Raw genomic sequence first — 14,483 nt, 5'->3', positions numbered from 1 at the left:
GGCAAGGGGCTTACAACACGACGAACCGGGTTAGGAACAGGTTACGTCGATTTCGAACGGCTTGTTCACCGGCTGCATCGGGTTGGCGGTATCGATCCCCGTCGCGGTGCCGCTGATCTTGTATTCGTTGCCGTCCTTGGTCGCCTTGGCATCGCCCTGACCGGTACCCGCGGTGTAGGCCAGTGTCACCCCGTTGACGTTGCCCAGCCCGACCGACTTCACCTCCGGCGGGTTGGCATCGGTGAGCACCGCGGCGATGCCGGTGGCCGCTCCACCGATCGCGATGTTGACGTCGCCGCCCATCGTGGTGCACACGGTCGTGCCGGTGACGTTCTGGTCTTGACCGTCGATGGTGACTTTCGTGTTTGCCGCGGTACCGCTGACGTTCACCGACGCACTGGTTCCACTTGAGGCGCTCGAGGAGGACGCGGGGGTGGTTTCCGACTTCTTGTCGTTCGAGCACCCAGACAGACCTACGACCGCGATTGCTGCCGCTGCTGCGACAACCGTTATTGAACGCTTCACCGGTACTCCTTTGTTGTGGGTGGTCACGTGCCTGGTTTCGTGCTGTTTGGTGGGCGCGGGCGGGGGCCGGCGGGCTAGGCTTTACTCCGCATCCTGATCAGATGGCGGTGTGCTGACGCCCGTGGCAGACCGCCCGCCACGCTCATTTGGGAGTGTGCTGGGCGGCCCAACCTCGGCGCATCAGGTAATTACCTGATATTTGCTCCGGGATGCGCGGTCTCGGACCCGACGCGGGAGGGGGTTGGCCGTGGTGCGCCGCCTGCTCGAACGCGATACGACGCTGACCGCCCTTCATCGCTGCTATCGGACCGCCACCCGCGGGCAGGGGCAGCTGGTTTTACTGCGTGGCGAAGCCGGGGCGGGCAAGACCACGGTGATCGCCCAGTTTCTCGCCACCCTCGATCCGGGCATCCGGGTGCTGCGCGGCTGGTGCGACGGCCTGGCCACCCCGCGGCCACTGGGTCCCTTCATCGACATGCTCGCCTACCTACCCGCGAGCCGGGCTGCCTCGATACGCGCGGCCATCGATGCGGGAGACACCGAGGCGGTCTATTCCGGGCTGGCCGGCGTCGTCGGTGACGGCACCCCTTCGGTGGGTGTGATCGAGGACCTGCACTGGGCCGACAGCGCCGCCCTGGATCTGCTGCGCTACCTGGCCCGGCGCATCGACACACTGCCGGTGCTGATGCTTGCGTCCTACCGCGACGACCAGGTCGGCCCCAGCCATCCGCTGGCCGTGTTTTTAGGCGATGTGGCTACCTGGGCGACCGTAACGCGCATGGTGTTGGATCCGCTCAGCGCCACCGCGGTGGCTGCGTTGGCCGCCGGTAGCGGCATCAACGCCCAAGCGTTGTACCGGCTTACCGACGGAAACCCGTTCCTCATCACAGAGGTGTTGGCAGCGGGACCCGATGCGCTGGGCGAGGGCGGCCTGCCGTGCAGTGTCTCCGAAGCGGTGCGGGGCCGACTCGCGCGACTGTCGGACGCTGGGCGCGAAACCGCGCACGCGGCAGCGATCTGCGGGCCGCGGGTGCACCCCGCCCTGCTCGATGCGGTATCGCCGGGTGCAACCGGCACCCTGGACGAATGCCTCGCCGCCGGGGTGCTGGTCGCCAGTGCCGACGCGGTGGGATTCCGCCACGAGCTGACCCGTCGTGCCACCGTCGAGCAGATCCCCGACTATCAACGCCGAGTGCTGCACAAGCGAGCGCTGACCGTATTGGCCGAACCCCCGATCGACCCGGACACACTGGCGGCGTTGACTTTTCATGCCGAACAGGCCGGCGACACCGACACCGTCATCAGCCACGGCCCGGCAGCCGCCGAGCGCGCCGCAGGATCTGGCGCCCATCGGCAGGCCGCAGACCTGTATGCATTGGTGCTGCGCCACGCGGGCACCATCCCCGACGAGCAGAAAGTGTTGTGGCTCGAACAGCACGCCTTCAACAGTTATCTGAGCGGGCAGGCCGAATCTGCGGTGCTGTCATGGCAACAGGCGATCGCGCTTCGCCAGCAGTTGGGGGATCCCCGCCAGGAGGCTGAGGACCTGCGCCGGCTGTCACACGTCCTGCAGCTGCGGGGACGCCCTACCGAAGCCTCGGCGGCCGCGCACGCGTCGCTTCGGCTGCTCGAAAACCTGGGGCCGTCCCCACAGTTGGCCTGGTCGCTGATCAATATGGCGCACATCGCCGCTCTTTCCCTCGACCCCGCCTGTGCCCGATATGCGACCCGCGCGAAGGCTCTCGGTGCCCGATTCGGGGACCCTGTCGTGGTGATCCACGCCCGCGGATACGCGGCGCTCACCACGGTCTTCTGCAGCAACACCGGCTGGGACGAGTTCGAGCAGGTGTGGCGAGAGGCGGCGGCGTGTCCTGGGATCGAGGAGCACAGCGGAATTTTAGGCATTCTCCTCGGCACGTTCGCTGTGGTGCGCGGCGATGTCCGTCGCGCAGAGCGCTACCTCGCCGAGGTCGCGGCCTACCTTGACCACCGCGACCTTGGCATGTTCCAGGCTTTGGCGGCGGGGCTGCAGGCACTGACCGGCCTGGCCGGCGGCGACTGGACGTCCGCCGCGCTGGCGGCCGAGCACATCCTGACCCAGCCCGAATTGGCCCCCCAACACCGGATCGCGCCGTTGATCACGGTGGCCTTGATCCGGGCACGCCGTGGCGAGGAACCGGTGTGGCCGCTGCTCGACGAGGCCCTTGACGCTGCGACGGGCAGCCTGCTGCGCCTGCCCGTCTGCGCCGCGCGCGCCGAGGCCGCCTGGCTGGCCGACGACGACGAGGCGGCCCGCCGCTGCGCGTCCGAGGTCCTTACGGTGTCCGGCACGGCGTACGCGTGGCTGGGGGGTTCGCTGCGGCGCTGGGCTCATCTGGCCGGCGACCGATCCGCTATTGACGTCATCGCTGCCACGCCCTATGAGCTTGAGATCCATGGGGATTGGAGCGCAGCCACCCGGGAGTGGATCCTTCGCGACTGTCCCTACGATGCCGCCATCGCTCAACTCGGCGGTGACATCGACGCCGTTGAGGCCGCGCTGGGCACCTTCCGCCGGCTGGGCGCCCGGGCCGCTGCCCGGCGCGCCCAGCAGCGTCTCGCCCACCTGCGCGGCCGCGATCCCGACCGCCGCCGCAAAGACACCAGCGCTGACCCACGCGGCCTCACCAAGCGCCAGCGCGACGTCCTCGAACTCCTTGCCGCCGGACGAAGCGACGCCGAAATCGCCACCGCCCTCTACATCAGCGCTAAAACTGCCAACACCCACGTCTGCGCCATCATGGCCAAACTCGGCGTCCACAACCGCACCCAAGCCGCCGCCTACGCCCACCAACAACCCCAGTGAGCCATCCACGTCAATGTTGAGCAGCACTTCACACCTCCCGCACAACTACCTTCGCGCCTCCGCGATCTACGCGTTGCTGACGCTCGGCGCGCTGATCACCCTGACGCCCTTCGGGCTCGGGCTGTTGACGTCATTCACCCCGGCACGCCAATTCGCCACCAATACCCCGCTGTCGTGGCCACACCCGCCGACGCTGGACAACTACGGCGATCTCGGCGGCGCCGGGTTCGGCCGGGCGGCGGCGGTCACCGCGCTGATGACGGCGGTGATCATGGTGGGACAGTTGAGTTTCTCGGTGCTGGCCGCCTACGCGTTCGCGCGGCTGGAGTTTCCCGGCCGAGACACGTTGTTCTGGGTCTATGTGGCGACCCTGATGGTGCCGGCCACCGTGACGGTGGTACCGCTGTATCTGATGATGGCGCAGCTGGGGCTGCGGAACACGTTCTGGGCGTTGGTATTGCCGTTCGTATTCGGTTCGCCGTATGCGATCTTCCTACTCCGCCAGCATTTCCGCAGCGTCCCCAGTGATCTGATCAACGCCGCGCGACTCGACGGAGCCAACACCCTGGACGTGATCGTGCACGTGATGCTGCCGGCCAGCAGGCCGATCCTGGTCACGCTCGGGCTGATCACCGTGGTCTCACAGTGGAACAACTTCATGTGGCCGCTGGTGATCACCAGCGGGGACAAGTGGCGGGTACTCACGGTGGCCACCGCCGCCCTGCAGTCGCGCTACAACGCGCAGTGGACGCTGGTGATGGCGGCAACAACGGTGGCGATGATCCCGTTGATCGTGCTGTTCATGGTGTTCCAGCGCCGAATCGTGCAGTCGATCGTGATCACGGGGATCAAGTGAGCCGGCCGCGGTTCTCCACCATGTTCGCCGCGGCGGTGGTGGCCCTGGCCGCCCTGCTCGGCGCCGCGGCGGTGCTGCTCAACGGAGTCTCGAACCGATCGGCGGCCGGCGCGACGCTGGTGACGCTACGACTGTGGGACGAACAGGTCGCCAACGCCTACCGGCAGTCGCTGGCCGCGTTCCACCGCACCCACCCCGAGATCGAGGTGCGCGTCAACGTCGTCGCCTACGGAACCTATTTCGACACGCTGCGCACCGATGTGGCAGGTGGCGGCGCCGACGACATCTTCTGGCTCTCCAACGCCTACCTGGCCGGCTACGCCGACAGCGGACGGCTGATGAAGATCGATGCGGCGGACACGGATTGGGAACCATCAGTGGTAACTCAGTTCACCCGTGACGGCACGCTGTGGGGCGTCCCGCAACTGACCGATGCCGGGATCGCGGTGTACTACAACGCCGATCTGCTGGCCGCCGCGGGGATCGCTCCCGCGCAACTGGAGCAACTTCGCTGGGATCCCCGGATCACGCACGACACCCTGCGGTCACTGTTGGCCCGGCTCACCCGCGACAGCGCCGGACGAAGCGCCGACTCCCCCGGTTTCGACCACCGCCGAATCCGGCAGTGGGGCTACAACGCCGCCAACGACCCGCAGGGCATCTACCTGAACTACATCGGCTCCGCCGGCGGGGTGTTCCAGCACGGCGAGGACTTCGCCTTCGACAACCCGGCGGCGATCGGCGCCTTCGGTTACCTGGTGCAGCTGATCAACGACGACCATGTGGCACCGCCGGCCTCGGAGACCAACACCAACGGCGACTTCTCCCGCAATCAGTTCCTGGCCGGCAAGATGGCGCTGTTTCAGTCCGGCACCTACAACCTGGCGGCCGTCGCCGAGCAGGCGGGGTTCTCCTGGGGGGTAGCGATGTTGCCCGCCGGGCCGGTAGGACGAGTCAGCGTCACCAACGGGATCGCCGCCGTCGGCAACGCCGCATCGCCGCACCCCGCGGCGGTGCGGGAGGTGCTGAGCTGGATCGGCAGCCGCGACGGCAACGCCTACCTGGGACGCCACGGGGCGGCGATACCGGCGGTACTCAGCGCACAGCGGGTCTACTTCGACTATTGGGCGCAGCGCGGGGTCGACGTCACGCCCTTCTTCGCGGTGCTCAACGGGCCCCGCATGCCCGCCCCGGGCGGCGGCGCGGGCTTCGCCGCCGGAAACCAGGCCATCAAGCCATATTTCGATGAGATGTTCCTCGGCCGCTCCGCTGTCGACACGGCCCTCCGCCAAGCCCAGGATGCCGCGAACGCGGCCGCACGCCGGTAGCTGCCCGCGAATCGGGTGGACGCACAAAACTGCGGGTGGCTACCTGCGTGAGCGCGTTCCGGCTCTCAGGGCGTCGTCAACACGGTCAGTTCAACAGCCACTGCCGCACCGCACATCACGACCACCACCGCCAGTGCCACCAGGTCGGTCCACCCGGGCCGCGCCGGCGACGCCGAAATCTGGCCGATGCCACCACGAGCGGTGATCGCGTCGCCCATCTCGTCGGCGCGGCGAAGAGTCACGGTGATGGCCGCAGCCATCAGGTCAATGGCCTCACGTGCCCAGTGGCGCAGGCGTTGCCGCCGGGTCCGCGGCCGGTGCCGGGGCCGCAGGCGCCGCGCGGCATAGAGCACCCGGAACTCATCGACGAGCATCGGAAAAGCCCGCAGCGCCAGCGCCAACGCCACCGCCCACTCATCGACGGGAATGCGAAGCAGCCGCAACGGTCGCCCCAGCGTGGCCACCGCGGGAGCGATCTCCGCGACATTGGTGGTCCACGACACCATCGCGCCCAGCCCCAGCAATACGATCGACAGCGCGGTGATCCGCAGGAAGTACAACAGCCCGCCCAGGCCGGCCGGATCACCGCCGGACATCGCCGCGGTCCCACCGCCGACCACCAGCAACACCCACAGCCAGCGCGGCACTGACGGCAGCGCGCCCTTGGGAATGCGAGCGATCCGGGCCGCGCCGAATACCAGCAGCGCCACCGCACCGATCGTCACCCAGCCGGGGTAGAAGGTCAGCAGCACCGAGATGCCGAAGACCACGACCAGCTTCGTCCCGGCCCACAGTCGGTGCACGGCCGAGTCGCCGGGCACCGGCCGCAGCAGCACCACCGGCCGAGGGGCGCTGCGCGCCTCCCGCGTCACGCCGCACCTGCCGGCGCCGACACCAAGACACCGTTGTGCAGGTGCAGGGTCCGTGGGCACAGGTCGCCCAGGCCGGCGAAATCGTGCGAGATGACCACCACCGTCAGACCACTTTGCCGCCGCAGATCCTCCAGCAGTCGCAGCAAGCCGTCGCGGCTGGCGGCGTCAAGGCCGGCCAGCGGCTCGTCGAGGATCAGCGCCCGCGGCGACCGGGCCAGTAAGCCGGCCAGGACCAGCCGGCGCATCTGGCCGCCGCTGAGCTGGTCGATGCGCCGTCCAGCCAGCGCCGGGTCCAAGCCGACGGCAGCCAGCGCGGCGCTGACCTTGGCGTGGTCACGCGGCGAAAAGCCCGCGGCAGAAGCCACTTCCCGACCAACGTGGCTGCGCATCAGCTGCAGGCGAGCCGCCTGGAATGACAGCGCGACGGCCCCCACCTGCTGGTCGGCGGGCCGACCCCCGAGCAGGCAGCGGCCGGCGGTCGGCGTGGTCAGGCCGGCCATGATCCAGGCCAGGGTGGACTTGCCCGAACCGTTGCCGCCATGGATCAACAAGCCATCGCCTTCGTCGACGCTGAAGCTGATGTCCCGCAGAGCGGTCTTGGCCCACGGTGTGCCGCTGGCGTATTCATGCCCCACGCCGGACAATTCGAGCACCGGCTCGCCCACGTGTGCCGGGGCGCCGCCACCGGATGCGGCGGGAACCTCGGCGGTCTCCACCATGGCGGTGTTGTCGCGGGATCCGGACAGGTCGATGGTGCGGTCGGCGCTGCCGGCCTCGTCGTTGTAGTGGGTGATGTGCACCAAGGAGGTGCAGCGCCGGCCGGAGCAGCCGGCCAGCTCCGACAACACGCCCAACAGCACCTCGCGTCCTTGCGGGTCGACCATGCTGGTGACCTCGTCGGCGATCAGCAGTGCGGGTTCGCGGGCCAGCGCCGCCGCCACGGCCAGCCGCTGCAGCTCGCCGCCGGACAGGCCGCCGGTGTCGCGCTCGGCGAAGCCCGCCAGGCCGACCTCACCGAGCAGCCGCTCGACGTCGGTGCTGGTTCCTGGCGGCAGGCCCCACACCACGTCGTCGGCGACCCGGGTGCCCAACACCTGGCTCTCGGGATGCTGCATGACGACCGCGGTGCCCCCGAGCGCACCAAGCCCCACCGCGCCGGGGCGTTCAACGGTGCCAGCCGTGGGGGGCCGCCCGGCCAGCAACAGCATCAAGGTGGTCTTGCCCGACCCGTTGGCGCCGGTGATCGCGACATGCTCGCCGGCGACGACTTCCAGGCTCACCGGACCGAGGGCGTCATGGTCGGACTGCGGATAGCGGAACCGCACCTGATCCAGCCGGACCGGGACCGGCGCTACTGGACCGCTCTCGGCCAGAAGGTCCAGTTTGTGCACGTCGGGCACCCCACGGAGCCGGTGGAGCACCCGCGACAACGCCCACCACCCCAGCAGCGAGACGGTCATGACGCCGATAGTCATCTGAGCCAGGATGAGCCACTGCCAGTAATGCAGCAGCACCCCGAGGAGCCCGTTCAAATCCTCAGCGGCCCGCTGGAATTCCGGCAGCGGGATCCGCGCCATAGCGGCCGCGACCCCGTGCACATTGGCGGTGATCGCGTCGAAGATCAGGTGGCGCAGCCGGGACAACACGGTCAGCGCCAGCACCATAACGGTGCCGAAGATGCCGCCGGCCACCGCGGAGGCCACGATCACGGTGGGCAGGCCGCGACGATGCCGCTTGATGACGCCGGTCAGGCCGCCGATGTAGGCGCTGTTCACCACCGTCATGAAGCCGCCCATCCCTGCGATCAGAAACGCGATGGTCGCGGCGGCGACGGTGGCGGCGATCAACACGCGAATCCGGTAGCGGTAGGCCAGGAGCCCCATCGGCACCGTGCCGAGCATCGCCAGACCAGCGGCGAAGGGGACCACGACCGCGATGATCGCCGTCGCCGCGCACAGCGCCGCCATCACAGCGGCCTGCGCAATCTCGAAGGGCTGCATCGACCGCGCCCGGACTCGGTTCTCGCCCTGGCCGGTCTTGGTCACCCGTCGATTCTGCCAGTCGCTCGGAGCGTCCCACGCTGAGCGGACCGACGTGGTCCACTTTCGTGCACGCTTGTGAAATACTGGCCCGATGGTAGCCCCCGCCCAATCCAGCCTTGGAGCCGATTTGCTCAGCGTTGTCTCCCGGCTCAACCGGCTCGCTACCCAACGAGTCGCACTGCCCATCCCGGCCGCACAGGCGCGACTTCTGTCCACTATCGAGGACCTCGACGTGGCCCGGATCTCCGACCTGGCGGCGGTGGACCACTGCTCCCAGCCGACGATGACCACCCAGGTGCGCCGACTCGAGGACGCCGGGCTGACCACCCGCACCCCCGACCCGCTCGATGCCCGAGCCGTGTTGATCCGGATCACCGATAAGGGCGTGGACACCATGGCGCGGGTCCGCCAGGACCGGGCGGCGGCGCTGGACCCCGAATTGGACCGGCTTTCTACCGAAGACCGCCAGACACTTGCCGACGCCGTCGAGGTGCTTCACCGATTCCTGGCCGAGGCCGGGCCGACCCGACCGGCCCGCTGACACCCTCGCAATCGGGCCGTAGTTCCACTGAGAAGTTTCCAGCCTGAGGGGCTTTTCGCATATGCTCAACAGCGGCATCGGCCCGAAGCGAAGCTAGGCCTCCTGCGGCCCTCGCGGCTCGCCCACTGGGCTGCCGGTCTTCGGGGGAAGGACATCGTGGCGGATAGATTGGCGCTGGTCACCTCGATCGCCGCCCAACTGATGGCTACCACACCGTCGACGGCTGCTGCGGTCAGTGAACGCGTGCTGCAGACGTTGGTGGAGCAACTCAACGTCGACGCCGGATTCCTGCGTCACAACGACCACGAGATCAGAGCCTCCAAGCTGGTGGCCGAATGGCCGCCGCGCCCGAACGCCCCGGAGCCCGACCCGTTGGCGGTCGTCTCGTTCACCACCGCCGATCCGGTCTTCACCACCTGCGCGCATGGCAAGCGGGTGGCGGTTATCCGGCCGGAGCCGAACGAGTCCGGCTATGTGCGCCAGATGTCGATGGACCACGCCATCGAATCGCTGTCGGTCGCCACCGCGCCACTGATCTCCGGTCCGGTGACCATCGGCATGCTTGGCCTGGTCAAGTTTCGCCGACCCAAGTGGCGTCCCGAAGAGCTCAACACGATCGAGGCGATCGCCTCGCTGTTCGCGCAGTTGCAGGCCCGTGTCGCGGCCGAGGAGCGGCTGCGCTATCTGGCCGACCACGACGACCTGACCGGCCTGCACAATCGTCGTGCGCTGGTCGCTCACCTGTCCGAACGACTCGTCGCCGGCAAGCCCGGTCCGGTCGGCGTCTTCTACATCGACCTCGACCGGCTCAAGCCGATCAACGACTACCTCGGTCACGCCGCCGGCGACTGGTTCATCCAGGACTTCGCCCGGCGACTGCGTGCGTACGCCGGAAACCGGACCATGGCGGCCCGCATCGGCGGGGACGAATTCGTCGTCATCCCGGACTGGCCGATGTCGATGGCCAGCGCCGAGACCTTCGCCGACCGACTGCAGGGCGCGCTTCGCGAACGGGTGGAGATCCAGGGCCATACGGTCAACAGCACGGTCAGTGTGGGCGTGACCGTCGGGCTACCCGGGGAAGACACCAGCGCCGGTCTGCTGCACCGCGCCGACGAGGCCGTCTTGGCGGCGAAACGCGGCGGCGGCAACCAGACCGTCAGCTCCACCGACGATATGTCCTTGAAGAGCTTGTTCCGCAAGGACATCGAACTGCACATGCAGGGCAAGATCGATGACGAGTCGTTGTTGTTGTACTACCAGCCCGAGGTCGATCTGTGGAGCGGCGCGATCGTGGCAGTGGAGGCGCTGGTGCGCTGGCGTCATCCCACCCGCGGGTTGCTGTTGCCGAGTTCGTTCATCAGCATCGCCGAATCCGCCAACCTGGCCGATGATCTGGGCCGGTGGGTGATGCGCACCGCGTGCGCAGAATTCAGCCAATGGCAGACCAATGGCGTCCGGACCAGCGCGACGCTGCGCGTCAATGTCTCGCCCATCCAGCTGGCCGCCCGCGGTTTCGTCCAGAACGTGGTGGAAACCATCAACGAATTCGGCCTACGTCCCGGCTCGCTGTGCCTGGAGATCACCGAGCGGGCGGTGGTGCAGAACATCGAGAGCACCCGTCGAACCCTGGCGGAACTGCGCGAAGCCGGGGTGCAGATCGCCATCGACGACTTCGGCACGGGTTACGCCGTCTTGTCACATCTGAAAGATCTGCCGGTCGACACCCTGAAGATCGACACCGTCTTCGTGCGCGAATTGGGCGTCAATCCGGGCGATCTCGCCATTGTCCGAGCGATCATCGCGCTGGCCGAGGCATTCGGTCTGCAGGTGGTCGCCGAGGGTGTGGAAACGTCGGCGGCCGCGCTCACCTTGATGCGGCACGGCTGTCACCGCGCGCAGGGCTTCCTGTTCTCCCGCCCGGTGCCGGGGCCCGCCGCCGAAGCAATGCTGGCGTCACGCTGGATGGCGATGCCCTTCCTGGCCGACAGCCAAGCTTTGGTGATCTGACAAGAACATCGCCCGGTAGAAAGTGGCACACAACCGCACCCCCGTCTGCCTGCCGGCGAGCGCGGCAGTCGGTGCGGTGCACCAACGCGGCTCGGCGTGCGGCGACACACGGCGATGCGGACCCCTCAAGGTGCCCCGGGCGAAGCTTCGGGAGGAACTCGACGGCCTCGGCGCACGCCGCAGCGCGCCCGATCCGTACAAACCAATCCCTCGCATAACCGGAGATAGTACATACCTTTTGGATGATGTTCAATCAATACGAGACTGTGCGTCTCGTCACGTCGATCGTCTATGTGTCGGGGCGACGCGGTCCGTGCCCGGCCGTGGCCAACACCGCCCACGCCCTCGGCGGCGCCCGTCATAATCAGAGCCATGGAGCGACGGCGGAACGCGCAAACCCCTCAGGCACCGATGGACACGCTGCGGCAGTTGCCGGCCCTGGTCGCGCTCGAGCGGATCCCCGTTCCGGTGCTCGCAATCGCCGACGACGGCACCATCTTGTTCGCCAACAGCGGGTTCGCCGCCATGCTGGGCTACACCCAGGAAGAGGTGCTGGCCCTGGAATTCCGGCAGATCTTCGGCCAGGTTCCACCGGCTGAGGAATCGGCCTTGTCGGTGATGCATTCGCTGGCAAATCTGGTTGTCTCCCTGGAACATCGGGACGGCTCGACGGTGCGCGCCCTGATGAGCAAGTCAGCGCTCGAACGTGCCGACGACCGGGTTGCGCTCGCCACGTTCCAAGACCTCACCGAGCAGCTCTGGCTGGAGGAACGCTAGCGCTGTCAGCGCCCGGTGGCCGACGCGCCGTCGCCGCCGTTCTGATAGCGCAGCGTGTTGCGGGCCAGGAACTGCCGGAAATAGGGCAGTGAGTCGGCCACGACGATGGCGGGCAGCAGCGTCTCCCACATCCGCGTCACCCGGCCGATGCTGTCACCGGCATAGTGCGTCAACAGCCACGTCCCAAGCATCGCCGAGGTGATCGACTCGGCAACCTGGCGGGCGTCGAGCTCCTCGCGGAGGTCGCCCTCGGCGATCGCGCGCGCGGTCTGAGCGGCGACCGCGTTCGCCCATTCGCCGCCGACCTCAGCCCCCAATTCATTGGATTCGGCCAGGGCGAAGACCAGGTGACCCGCCGCCCGCGCCTCCTTGTCGACGGACAACAACTCCGTGACGGCGAACATGCCGTGGATCATCCCCTCCAAAGCGGGTGAGGACGGCTGACACATGCTCCGAAACGTGGTCAACACCGTGGCGAAACCGCCCTCGATGATGGCCGTCACCAACGAATCCATCGAGTCGAAGTGGTGGTAGAGCGCCCCCTTGGTCACCCCGGCCCGCTCGATGATCGCGGTTCGCCCGGCAGCGACGTAGCCGGCCTCGCCGAAGACGTCGATGGCCGCATCGAGCAACTTGCGCCGAGTCGCCTCGGACCGGACCTGGCGCGCCATCAGCTAGCCTCCCCTTCGGGCACCGCCGACTTCGCCACCGCCGTGGTCTTGACTGCCAACGCAGTACGCCGACGAACGAACTGAACGAAATATTCGATGCGATCGGCAGGCACCACACTGGGCAGCACAACCGACCAGACCCGCTCCAACTCATGCAGGAACTGTTCGGGCTCATCGAGATTGCCGGCCTGTCGCAAGCCCAGGTACAGCGCCACCATCATCCGGGCCACATCGCGCGGATCGCGGTCGAGGACGTCGCCTTCGGCGATCGCCCGCTCGGTCACCACGCTCAGCGCCTGAATCGCATTGTTGAGCACGGTGGCCTGCAACCCCTCGGCGCCGCCGACGACCGGCAGCAGGTGCAGCATTGCTCGGGCACCGTCACTGGTGAGGTCTTCGACCGCCATGAGGTAGCCCACGTCAAGCAGGGTTTCCAAGCCGGAAAGCTTGCGGTCCACCAATGCCCGCATCGCTGTGCCCGTCTTGGCGAGTTGTTCGTCGATGACGGCCAGGGCCAGCGCGTGCTTAGATCGGAAATGAAAATACATCGCACCCTTGGTCAATTCTGCTTCAGCCAGAATGTCGTCGAGGCCGACGTCGTGAAATGGCCGCTGGGCGAACTGATGCGCAGCGGCACGGATGATCTGCTGGCGCGTCGCATCGGCGCGCCGGTCGGTCGACTCAGCCAACGCGTGATCTCAGCCTCGTCGCTGACCAGCAGTCGTACCACACCCGGGTTACGGTATCAGTCGAATGACGAAGTTGACTCATTTCTATACTGTAAATCGTCATTCAGCTTTGCTGGCATTCTGAAAAACGCCAATTCCGTGGTGCCAGATTGCATTCGGTCTGTCGAGGCTGTCGCACCGGCGATCACCGTTGTCCGGCTAGCCGGCGGGTATCGCGAAGGCGACGAACTGGGTTACCTGACGCGGTGAGAAGTTGTCGTCACTGACCAGCACCACGGTCTGCCGGCCATCGGGCAGCCGTGGGCCGAGCGTCAACCCCTCGATGTTGTCCAGCGGATCCAGCCCGGGTGTGGTGGACAAGTCGGCCACCAACGTCTTGGTCATCGGAGTCACGGCTGCAGCCGCGAGCGCCGGCATACCGAGCACATCGGTTGCATCGGCGATCTCGGCGCGAAACAGGCGTACCGTCGGGCGGTCACTGAACGCACGCTCGATCACCAAGAACGCGGTGTCCGACAGTGCCACCAGATCAGTGAGGCCGTTGGTTTTGGCCGGGACGGCCGCAGGCTCCAGCGGATAGGCGTACTGCGCGACCGGAGCGTCGGCGTCGAGGCGGTAGGCGGTGACGCGAGTCAGCGCACCCCGGTCGCGATCCGGCAGCGGGCCGTCGTCATACCCCGGGCCCTCCATTGCGGCGAACAGCATCCGTCCGTCGTCGGTCACCGTCAGGCCCTCGAGAGTGGTGTTGCGGCGCGGCCCGGTGGGCTGCGCCGACATCGCCAGCTGCGTCGGCAGGGTAAACCGGCCGAGGTAGCTACCGTCCAGCCCGGCGATACGCACCCACGGGTCGGCCAACACCGCACCGCGTGGGCCGTCGGTGCGCCGCTCCCCCTCTGAGGACCAATACAACCGTTGGCGGCCGGCATCGAAGGCGATGCCTTCGGGGTCCGGCGGTATGATGGGCGGCGTCGCATCGAAGGCCTGGGGCTCGAACGGGCGCCCGTCGGAGTCCAGCAGCGGGTTCATGGCACTGACCGCCAGCCCGTCGACGCCGCGGTCGGACACCGTGAGCCGCACCGTATAGAAGCGGGCGGGGCCGTTGGCCGAGCGGTCATCGCTGATCACGTAGTAGCAATCACGGCCCGGGTCGTAGCTGATTCCGGACAGGCCACCCACGACAGTGCCGGCGAACCTGGTGTTCGGTGCCAGTGGTGCCTGGCCCAGATACTGCAGTCCGGCGGTCGTCGTGGGGTTCTCGCACGGCGTGCAACCCGCAAGTGCAGCACCAACGGTCAGCAGCGCACCGCACAGCGCCGGTAACCGGCTC

12 protein-coding genes are annotated in these 14,483 nt (G+C 67.7%); 6 read left to right on the top strand and 6 right to left on the bottom strand.

Annotation, left to right across the window (positions count from 1 at the left end; all coding sequences use genetic code 11):
• Positions 1 to 30: 30 nt before the first annotated feature.
• Positions 31 to 525, bottom strand: a complete 495-nt coding sequence (locus tag LI94_RS02255; protein WP_024440646.1) for a lipoprotein LpqH — start codon at positions 523 to 525, stop codon at positions 31 to 33.
• A 247-nt stretch (positions 526 to 772) separates the two neighbouring features.
• Between LI94_RS02255 and LI94_RS02250 the strand changes: the two genes are divergently transcribed.
• From LI94_RS02250 to LI94_RS02240, 3 genes are read left to right on the top strand one after another with little or no spacing between them, the layout of a single operon-like run.
• Entirely contained in the window at positions 773 to 3,370 is a 2,598-nt protein-coding gene (locus LI94_RS02250) for a LuxR family transcriptional regulator (protein WP_239651134.1), read from the top strand.
• A 16-nt stretch (positions 3,371 to 3,386) separates the two neighbouring features.
• Positions 3,387 to 4,226 (top strand): carbohydrate ABC transporter permease, encoded by an 840-nt coding sequence (locus LI94_RS02245; RefSeq protein ID WP_239651133.1) that lies wholly within the window; start codon positions 3,387 to 3,389, stop codon positions 4,224 to 4,226.
• On the top strand, positions 4,223 to 5,554 hold the full coding sequence (locus tag LI94_RS02240; protein WP_046300158.1) for a sugar ABC transporter substrate-binding protein: 1,332 nt from the start codon (positions 4,223 to 4,225) through the stop codon (positions 5,552 to 5,554). The genes LI94_RS02245 and LI94_RS02240 overlap by 4 nt, the downstream gene beginning before the upstream one ends.
• Positions 5,555 to 5,619: 65 nt before the next feature.
• Here LI94_RS02240 and LI94_RS02235 read toward each other — a convergent pair whose 3' ends face one another.
• Both LI94_RS02235 and LI94_RS02230 read right to left on the bottom strand, forming a co-directional pair.
• Entirely contained in the window at positions 5,620 to 6,426 is an 807-nt protein-coding gene (locus LI94_RS02235) for an energy-coupling factor transporter transmembrane protein EcfT (RefSeq protein ID WP_046300157.1), read from the bottom strand.
• Positions 6,423 to 8,426 carry an ABC transporter ATP-binding protein gene (locus tag LI94_RS02230; protein ID WP_046300176.1) on the bottom strand — a complete coding sequence of 668 codons (2,004 nt, stop codon included), beginning with the start codon at positions 8,424 to 8,426 and terminating at the stop codon, positions 6,423 to 6,425. The genes LI94_RS02235 and LI94_RS02230 overlap by 4 nt, the downstream gene beginning before the upstream one ends.
• Positions 8,427 to 8,559: 133 nt before the next feature.
• Here LI94_RS02230 and LI94_RS02225 point away from each other — a divergent pair, with 133 nt between their 5' ends.
• From LI94_RS02225 to LI94_RS02215, 3 genes are all read left to right on the top strand, one after another.
• Positions 8,560 to 9,009: a MarR family transcriptional regulator gene (locus LI94_RS02225; protein ID WP_046300156.1), complete on the top strand. Its 450-nt coding sequence runs from the start codon at positions 8,560 to 8,562 to the stop codon at positions 9,007 to 9,009.
• A gap of 201 nt (positions 9,010 to 9,210) precedes the next feature.
• Complete coding sequence (locus LI94_RS02220; protein WP_046300175.1) at positions 9,211 to 11,019, top strand: GGDEF and EAL domain-containing protein; 1,809 nt, start codon at positions 9,211 to 9,213, stop codon at positions 11,017 to 11,019.
• A 411-nt stretch (positions 11,020 to 11,430) separates the two neighbouring features.
• Positions 11,431 to 11,796: a PAS domain-containing protein gene (locus tag LI94_RS02215; RefSeq protein ID WP_024440654.1), complete on the top strand. Its 366-nt coding sequence runs from the start codon at positions 11,431 to 11,433 to the stop codon at positions 11,794 to 11,796.
• Between the two features lie 5 nt (positions 11,797 to 11,801).
• On the opposite strand, the gene LI94_RS02210 is transcribed toward LI94_RS02215, so the two are convergent.
• The 3 genes from LI94_RS02210 to LI94_RS02200 all read right to left on the bottom strand — a co-directional run bounded on the left by LI94_RS02210 (position 11,802) and on the right by LI94_RS02200 (position 14,389).
• Positions 11,802 to 12,467: a TetR/AcrR family transcriptional regulator gene (locus LI94_RS02210; RefSeq protein ID WP_046300155.1), complete on the bottom strand. Its 666-nt coding sequence runs from the start codon at positions 12,465 to 12,467 to the stop codon at positions 11,802 to 11,804.
• Positions 12,467 to 13,156 (bottom strand): TetR/AcrR family transcriptional regulator, encoded by a 690-nt coding sequence (locus LI94_RS02205; RefSeq protein ID WP_046300154.1) that lies wholly within the window; start codon positions 13,154 to 13,156, stop codon positions 12,467 to 12,469. The genes LI94_RS02210 and LI94_RS02205 overlap by 1 nt, the downstream gene beginning before the upstream one ends.
• A 198-nt stretch (positions 13,157 to 13,354) precedes the next feature.
• Complete coding sequence (locus tag LI94_RS02200) at positions 13,355 to 14,389, bottom strand: esterase-like activity of phytase family protein (protein ID WP_239651137.1); 1,035 nt, start codon at positions 14,387 to 14,389, stop codon at positions 13,355 to 13,357.
• Between the last annotated feature and the right edge of the window lie 94 nt (positions 14,390 to 14,483).

Source organism: Mycobacterium sp. UM_Kg27, from assembly GCF_000972905.1.
In the GTDB taxonomy this organism is placed as follows: Bacteria; Actinomycetota; Actinomycetes; order Mycobacteriales; family Mycobacteriaceae; genus Mycobacterium.
Note: the sequence above shows the minus strand (reverse complement) of the source record. Positions and strands in the feature narration are given on the sequence as shown.